Origin of the sequence: Rothia sp. HMSC071C12 (assembly GCF_001813895.1) — a bacterium.
Classification (GTDB): Bacteria; Actinomycetota; Actinomycetes; order Actinomycetales; family Micrococcaceae; genus Rothia; species Rothia mucilaginosa.
Genome location: NZ_KV814371.1, coordinates 412,801 through 419,698 on the forward strand (window position 1 = coordinate 412,801; position 6,898 = coordinate 419,698).

General features: G+C 61.6%; 5 protein-coding genes. 4 read left to right on the forward strand and 1 reads right to left on the reverse strand.

Translation table 11 applies throughout. From position 1 onward, the window contains the following. Positions 1-6: 6 nt before the first annotated feature. On the reverse strand, positions 7-1,188 hold the full coding sequence (hemE, locus tag HMPREF2942_RS04875) for a uroporphyrinogen decarboxylase (protein WP_070688533.1): 1,182 nt from the start codon (positions 1,186-1,188) through the stop codon (positions 7-9). Positions 1,189-1,409: 221 nt separating this feature from the next. Between hemE and HMPREF2942_RS04880 the strand changes: the two genes are divergently transcribed. The 4 genes from HMPREF2942_RS04880 to HMPREF2942_RS04895 all read left to right on the forward strand — a co-directional run bounded on the left by HMPREF2942_RS04880 (position 1,410) and on the right by HMPREF2942_RS04895 (position 6,604). After that, on the forward strand, positions 1,410-2,672 hold the full coding sequence (locus tag HMPREF2942_RS04880) for a glutamyl-tRNA reductase (protein WP_070688534.1): 1,263 nt from the start codon (positions 1,410-1,412) through the stop codon (positions 2,670-2,672). Between the two features lie 200 nt (positions 2,673-2,872). Then, positions 2,873-3,100, forward strand: a complete 228-nt coding sequence (locus HMPREF2942_RS04885; protein WP_005505268.1) for a DUF3107 domain-containing protein — start codon at positions 2,873-2,875, stop codon at positions 3,098-3,100. Between the two features lie 502 nt (positions 3,101-3,602). After that, entirely contained in the window at positions 3,603-5,330 is a 1,728-nt protein-coding gene (locus HMPREF2942_RS04890; protein ID WP_070688535.1) for a DEAD/DEAH box helicase, read from the forward strand. An 8-nt stretch (positions 5,331-5,338) separates the two neighbouring features. Beyond that, positions 5,339-6,604, forward strand: a complete 1,266-nt coding sequence (locus HMPREF2942_RS04895; RefSeq protein WP_070688536.1) for a DNA-methyltransferase — start codon at positions 5,339-5,341, stop codon at positions 6,602-6,604. Positions 6,605-6,898: the final 294 nt, after the last annotated feature.

The following is a 6,898-nucleotide window of genomic DNA, read 5'->3' on the forward strand; positions in this document are numbered from 1 at the left end:
TTTATCCTATGCCTGCGCGGTGCGTTCGTGGATATATGCCACGAGGTCGGTGAGCACCTGCGGGTCGGTGGTCGGGGGTACGCCGTGGCCGAGGTTGACCACATGCGAGGGGGCGGCGTTGCCTTCTGCGAGCACTTCGTCTACGTGTGCGTAGAGGTTTTCGCTGCCTGCGGCGAGCAGTGCCGGGTCGATGTTGCCCTGCAGGGGTACGGCGCCGTTGAGCAGGGTGTTCGCTGCGGACAGCGGCAGGCGGTAGTCCACGCCGATGACGTCTGCGCCGGCTTCGTGCATGGCGGGCAGCAGCGCGGCGGTGCCGGTGCCGAAGTGGATGCGCGGCACACCGTATTCGCGCACGGCGTCGAGGGCGGTGGCGGAGTGTGCCTGCACGTAGCGGCGGTAGTCGCCTTCGCCGAGGGAGCCTGCCCAGGAGTCGAAGAGCTGCACGGCGGATGCACCCGCCTCGATCTGCGCGCGCAGGAACTGGCCTGCGGTGCGGGCTGCCCAGGCGGCGAGTTCGTGCCAGGCGGCGGGGTCGGCGTGCATCATGGTGCGCGGGCGCAGGTGGTCGCGGGAGGGGCCGCCTTCAACCATGTAGGCGGCGACGGTGAAGGGTGCTCCCGCAAAGCCGATGAGCGGGGTGTCACCGAGCATTTCTACGGTTGCGGCGACGGCTTCGCGGATGGGGTCGAGGTCGCTGTCTTTGAGCTCGGGCAGGGCGCGCACCTCGTCGAGGGTGCGCACGGGCTGGTCGAGGACCGGGCCCCTGCCGGGCACGATGTCAACGTTGACGCCCGCGAGCTTCATGGGGATGACGATGTCGGAGAAGAAGATGCCGGCGTCGACCTTGTGGCGGCGGACGGGCTGCACGGTAATTTCTGCGGCGAGCTCGGGGGTGAGGCATGCGTCCAGCATGGGGATGCCTTCGCGTACTTCACGATATTCGGGCAGGGAGCGGCCTGCCTGGCGCATGAACCAGACGGGTCGGTGGCTGGAGGGGCGGCCGGTGAGGGCGCGGAGCATGGGCGAGTCGGCGGTGGTGCCTGCGCGCAGGGGGTGGTTGGCGGGTAGGTGTGCGAGCTGCTCGTCGGTGAGCAGGGGTCGCTGGGCGTCAGTGGGGTGTGCGGGCAGGGAGGGTGCCTGTGCGGGGCCCTTTTCCGATGCGGGGGTGGTGTGCTGGTTTTCGCTCATAGTCTCTAGTGTGACAGGTTTATGTGGGCGTTTTTGCGACACTATGTCATGGTGACTCTTACCTAATGGTGGCTTTCTTAGCGGTGAGGGAAACCTTAGTTCGTGCCTACTCTTTGTGCCCGCTCCCCCACTGTGCAGATTTTCTTGCCCCCTACGATGATGGAACTTAGGTTCTGTGAGCTTTACAGGGGCTTAGTCGGCGTGGTTATGATTAATCTCTAGTGAGTACTTATGCATTTGTGGCATCGCACCACACCGTTGATCTGACCACCGTCGCTGCGTTGAGCGCCGGTGCCTCCGGCGTACCCGATGTTCTGGCGGGCGATATGGCACGCCAGCTGGGCGTGAAGGGTGCAGTCGTTCTTGCCACCTGTAACCGTCTTGAAATGTATGTTCAGCTACACGTATCCGCCCATGTAAACATGGTTCGTGAGCTGATTGCTGATTCGATCGCGCGCACCTCCGGCCTGGATCAAGAACTGGTTGATTCCAGCTTCGACGTGTACGCCGATGATGAGGCTGCACGCCACCTGCTGACGGTCGCCTCCGGCCTGGAGTCTGCCGTGGTTGGCGAGCGCGAAATCGCCGGTCAGGTACGCCGCGCCCTGGCTACCGCGCAGGCGAAGGCTCAGGAGGAGGGCGTGACTCTTCCCGGTGAGCTGGTGCAGCTGTTTGAGCATGCGGCGCATACGGCTCGTCAGGTAGGTCAGCACACGGCGCTTGGCGCCCAGGGCCGCTCGATTGTGTCTGTTGCCCTGGATCTTGCGGATGAGGTTGCCGAGAAGGACTGGTCGACCCGACGCGCCCTAATTTTTGGTACGGGTGCTTATGCGGGTGCAACCATTGCGGCTCTGCGTGAGCGCGGTTGCACCGATATTTGGGTCAATTCCCGTTCGGGTCGTGCCGCCGAGTTCGCGGCGAAGCGCGAGGTTTCTGCGGTGCCGGTGGACGGCATGGAGCAGGCCATGGCCTCTGCCGACGTCATTATTGGCTGCTCCGGCGGATCCGATCCGCTGCTTCCCGAGCAGATTCCGGGCGGTCACCACACGATCCTCGACCTGGCGCTTTCGCGTGACTTTGACCCCTCAGTCGCTGACCTGCCGAACGTTGAGCTGATTACCCTCGAATCGGTACGCCTTGCCGCACCCGAGGAGACCGAGGAGTCCGTGGCGACGGCTACGCGCATCGTGGAGTCTGAGCTGGCGGCGTTTGTGTCTCGTCAGCGTTCCCGCACGATTGACTCCGCGATTGTTGCGCTGCGCTCGCACACTATGGATGTGCTGGATTCCGAGCTGGAGAAGGTACGTAACCAGTTTGGTTGCGGTGCGGCGACGGAGCAGTTTGAGCTGGCGATGCGCCGCATGGTGAAGTCCCTGCTGCACACCCCGACGGTGCGCGCCAAGAAGCTTGCGGCGGAGGGCCGCACGGAGGATTACGTGCAGGCGCTGGAGACCCTCTACGGCATTCAGGTGGAGGATTCTTAAGAGCCTCCCCTCCCCTGCTCTTCCCGGCGTTTTTGCGCGCATTTTCACGCATCCGGCGGCGAGTATTTTATTAGCCCCCGGCGAAGTACTGCCCGTTCACGGTGCCGATGGGCGCATTCACGCTAGAGTAGATGCTAGATAAGATAGTTCCCATACCCGGCGCACGTTTGGCTGTGCCGGACTATTCTGCGAGGAGACTCATGGAAATCAAGATTGGCATTCGCCACATTGCTCGTGAAATCGTTGTTGAGACCAGTGAGGCTAAGGAAATCCTCATGGAGAAGGTCTCGAAGGCTATTGAGGACGGCTCGCTGCTGCAGATTATGGATGATAAGGGCAACACCACCCTGATTTCTGGCGCTCAGATTGGCTACGTTGAGCTGGGTTCCGACGCTAAGCGTCACGTTGGCTTCGGTATCGGCGCCTAATTAGTTCGGTAGCTGTTTACCCTTTAGCTTGAGCTTTCCCCGCATCCGTCACGATGCGTAACCGCGCTTTATGCGCTGTGTGCGTGCGCTTTATGCGCCACGTGGTTACGCCGTGCCGAATGCGGGGGTTTGCGTTTTAAACCGCCTACACAAAAACCTCGCGGCACCCGGTTTTGGGGCGGTATATCGCCCATCACGGGTGCACACCACAACCGGTCGGGGGTGCGCCGGAAGCAAATCCAGGTTAATATTGAGGGGTTAAGTGAATGACCGGTCGTATCCCTTTCAAGACCCCGAGGCTGCACCGCCTTCTCATCATGAATGAACCATGAGTAATAACCATGCGTGCAGGCGGCGTCTCGGTAAGAATTTCCCGTGTAAGAATTTCCCGCGGCCGGCTTTCGACGCCCGCCCGTCACCGTCTCCACTACCGAGGCGCTGGCTGGTACACCCCGTTTCGGGGAGAAACACACCCCGAGCAGGGGTAGAAAGATACGGTCCAATGACTGAAACGAACACGCAGGAAACCACTCAGACTGCAAAGTCCTTCGCCGACTTCGGCGTTCGCCAGGATATTAGCGACGCCCTCGCGGCGGTTGGCATTACCTCCCCCTTCCCCATCCAGGAGCTGACTCTTCCCGTGGCTCTGTCTGGCCAGGACATCATTGGTCAGGCGAAGACCGGTACCGGTAAGACCCTCGGCTTCGGTCTGCCCACCATTCAGCGTGTGGTCGGCCGCGACGATGAGGGTTGGGCTGATTTGGAGTACCCCGGCGCACCTCAGGCGCTGATCCTGGTTCCGACCCGTGAGCTTGCTATTCAGGTGGGTGAGGACCTGGCGATTGCTGCGAAGCTGCGCAACGCCCGCGTCGCCACCCTGTACGGTGGTGTGCCGATTGAGCCTCAGGCTGAGCTGCTGCGCCGCGGCCTGGAGGTTGCGGTGGGCACCCCCGGCCGCATTATCGACCTGTACCAGCAGGGCTTCCTGAACCTGAAGCAGGTTAAGATCGTGGTCCTCGATGAGGCTGACGAGATGCTGGATTTGGGTTTCCAGCCGTCGGTTGAGAAGATCCTCAGCTACCTGCCGGAGGACCGCCAGAGCATGCTGTTCTCCGCAACCATGCCCGGCCCGGTCATTGCGATGGCACGCCAGTACATGACCAAGCCCATGCGTATTAGCGCCGCTGACCCCGAGGACGCCTCGAAGACTAAGGCGTCGATCCGCCAGGTCGTCTACCGTGCACACCACCTGGACAAGGACGAGATGATTGGCCGCATTCTGCGCGCTACCGGCCGCGGCCGCACCGTCATCTTCACCAAGACCAAGCGTGACGCAGCCCGCGTGGCGGAGGAGCTGGTGAACCGTGGCTTCGCTGCCGCTCCCCTGCACGGTGACCTGAACCAGGTTGCGCGTGAGCAGGCGCTGAAGGCGTTCCGCACCGGCAAGGTCGACATTCTGGTTGCGACCGACGTGGCAGCTCGCGGTATTGACGTTGAAGACGTGACCCACGTGATTAACCACCGCGTGCCCGAGGATGAGAAGACTTACCTGCACCGTACCGGCCGTACCGGCCGTGCGGGCAATGAGGGTACCGCCGTGACCCTGGTTGACTGGGATGACCTGCCGCGCTGGAAGGTCATTAACGACGCCCTGGAGCTGGGTGTTCCTGAGCCTGTTGAGACGTACTCTTCCTCTGAGCACCTGTTCCATGACCTGAACATTCCGGCTGGCACTAAGGGCCGCCTGCCGCGCGAGGAGCGTGTGGCTGAGGGTATGGGCGATGAGTTCTTTGAGAGCGCCCGTGACTCGCGTGATGGCCGTCCGGCTCGTTCTCGCGGTGGCCGCGACGGTTCCCGTGAGGGTGGCCGTTCTGGCGGTCGTGACGGTGAGAAGGGTTCGCGCCGTTCTCGCGGTGGCCGCGACGGTCGTTCAGGTGAGGGCCGCGGCGAGCGCCGTAGCCGTTCCGAGGGCCGCAATCGCGCTGAGCGTACCGAACGTTCTTCCGAGCGTGCGGAGCGTAACGAGCAGGGCGCATCCGAGCGTTCCGAGCGTTCTGAGCGTGCGCCTCGTCAGCGTCGCCGTACCCGCCGTGTTGAGGGTCAGCCCGTGGAGGGTGAGGGCCGCCGCCGTACCCGTCGCCGCCCTGAAGGCTCGCGTGCTGAAGGTTCTCGTTCTGAAGGTTCTCGCGGTAAGGGCCGTGGCGCTGACCGTGCTGGTTCTGAAGGCTAGGGCCGGGGTTGGGTATTTCAGTATCCCCGGCGCCTGCCGCGCCCTCCCCTGCCGCTGAGTCGCCCCGCACGGATTCGACGGTTTTCGATCCGCAGGGCCCGTCGCTGCTGGTGCAGGCAGATAACCTGGAGTATCTGCGTGAGCTGCCCGATGGTGCGTTCACCGTGATTTATATTGACCCGCCGTTCAATACGGGCAAGAAGCAGACGCGCCGCACGTTGAGCGCGGAGGCTTCTGAGAAGGGTGACCGCACCGGTTTTAAGGGCAAGAGCTATTCGAGCACCCTGCAGACTCTGGCGAGCTATAACGACTCGTTCGAGGATTATTGGGCGTTCCTAGCGCCGCGTATTGAGCAGGCGCATCGTCTGCTTGCGCAGGACGGCACCCTATACCTGCACCTGGATTGGCGTGAGGTTCATTATGTGAAGATTATGTGCGACATGATTTTTGGTCGTGAGAACTTCATTAATGAGCTGATTTGGGCTTATGACTACGGTGCGAAGTCTACGCGCCGCTGGCCGACGAAGCACGACAATATTCTGGTGTATGCGAAGGATCACCGCAGCTATTACTTCAATACTGCGGAGGTTGATCGTGAACCATATATGGCTCCCGGTTTGGTGACTGAGGAGAAGGCTTCTCGCGGTAAGCTCCCTACGGATGTGTGGTGGCATACTATTGTGTCGCCGACGGGTAAGGAGAAGACGGGTTATCCCACGCAGAAGCCTACGGGTTTGTTGCGCCGTATGATTGCGGCGAGTTCCCGCCCGGGTGATTGGGTGTTGGATTTCTTCGCTGGTTCTGGTTCTACGGGTGCGGCGGCGGCTCAGCTGGGTCGTAAGTTCGTGTGTGTGGATCAGAATCCGCCGGCTATTGAGGTGATGGCTAAGCGCCTGGGTGTGGATTCAGTGTCGTTCGCTGAGTATCGTGGTGTTCCGCGTGGGGCGAGTGTGCTGTTCACGCCGAAGCGTACGGTGGGTGTTCGTGGCGGTACGAGTCGTGATGCGTTGACGGCGGCGAGCCGTCATGCGTTGAAGGCTGTGTTGGATACGTTGACGGAGACTACGCAGCCGGTTGAGGGTGCGTCGTGCCGGTTTGTGCGTCACAGGTCGATGGATGCGGTGGATAAGAAGATGCGTATTGATGGGCGTGATGAGTTGCGTCGTCAGCGTCAGCATCAGGCGCGGGCTAAGGCTCGTGCGGCGCGGGCTCAGCGGGATGCGGTTGCTGCGGGTGCAGTGTTGCAGCATCATGCCTCGCGTGAGAGCGTCTAGGCTGTCTTGTCTGCGCGTTCGTGAGAGCACGTGTTAAGAGTGTGGGGCGGGTTCCCGATAAGGAACCCGCCCCACACTCTTTTGTTTTCACCTCATTGCATATTCTCTAAATCTCTACCTGAAGGTTAGGATTTTTGATACGCTGAGAACATTCTACTCATTGGGGTGTACAAAGATTGTGCCTCCCCTCTGTTCGTGAAGGAGCTATGATGCTTCGACAATTATTCGCCCGCCCCACGAAGCGGACCATCCAGGTTGGCGGCACGGTACTGCTGGCAGGTGCCATGGTGTGCG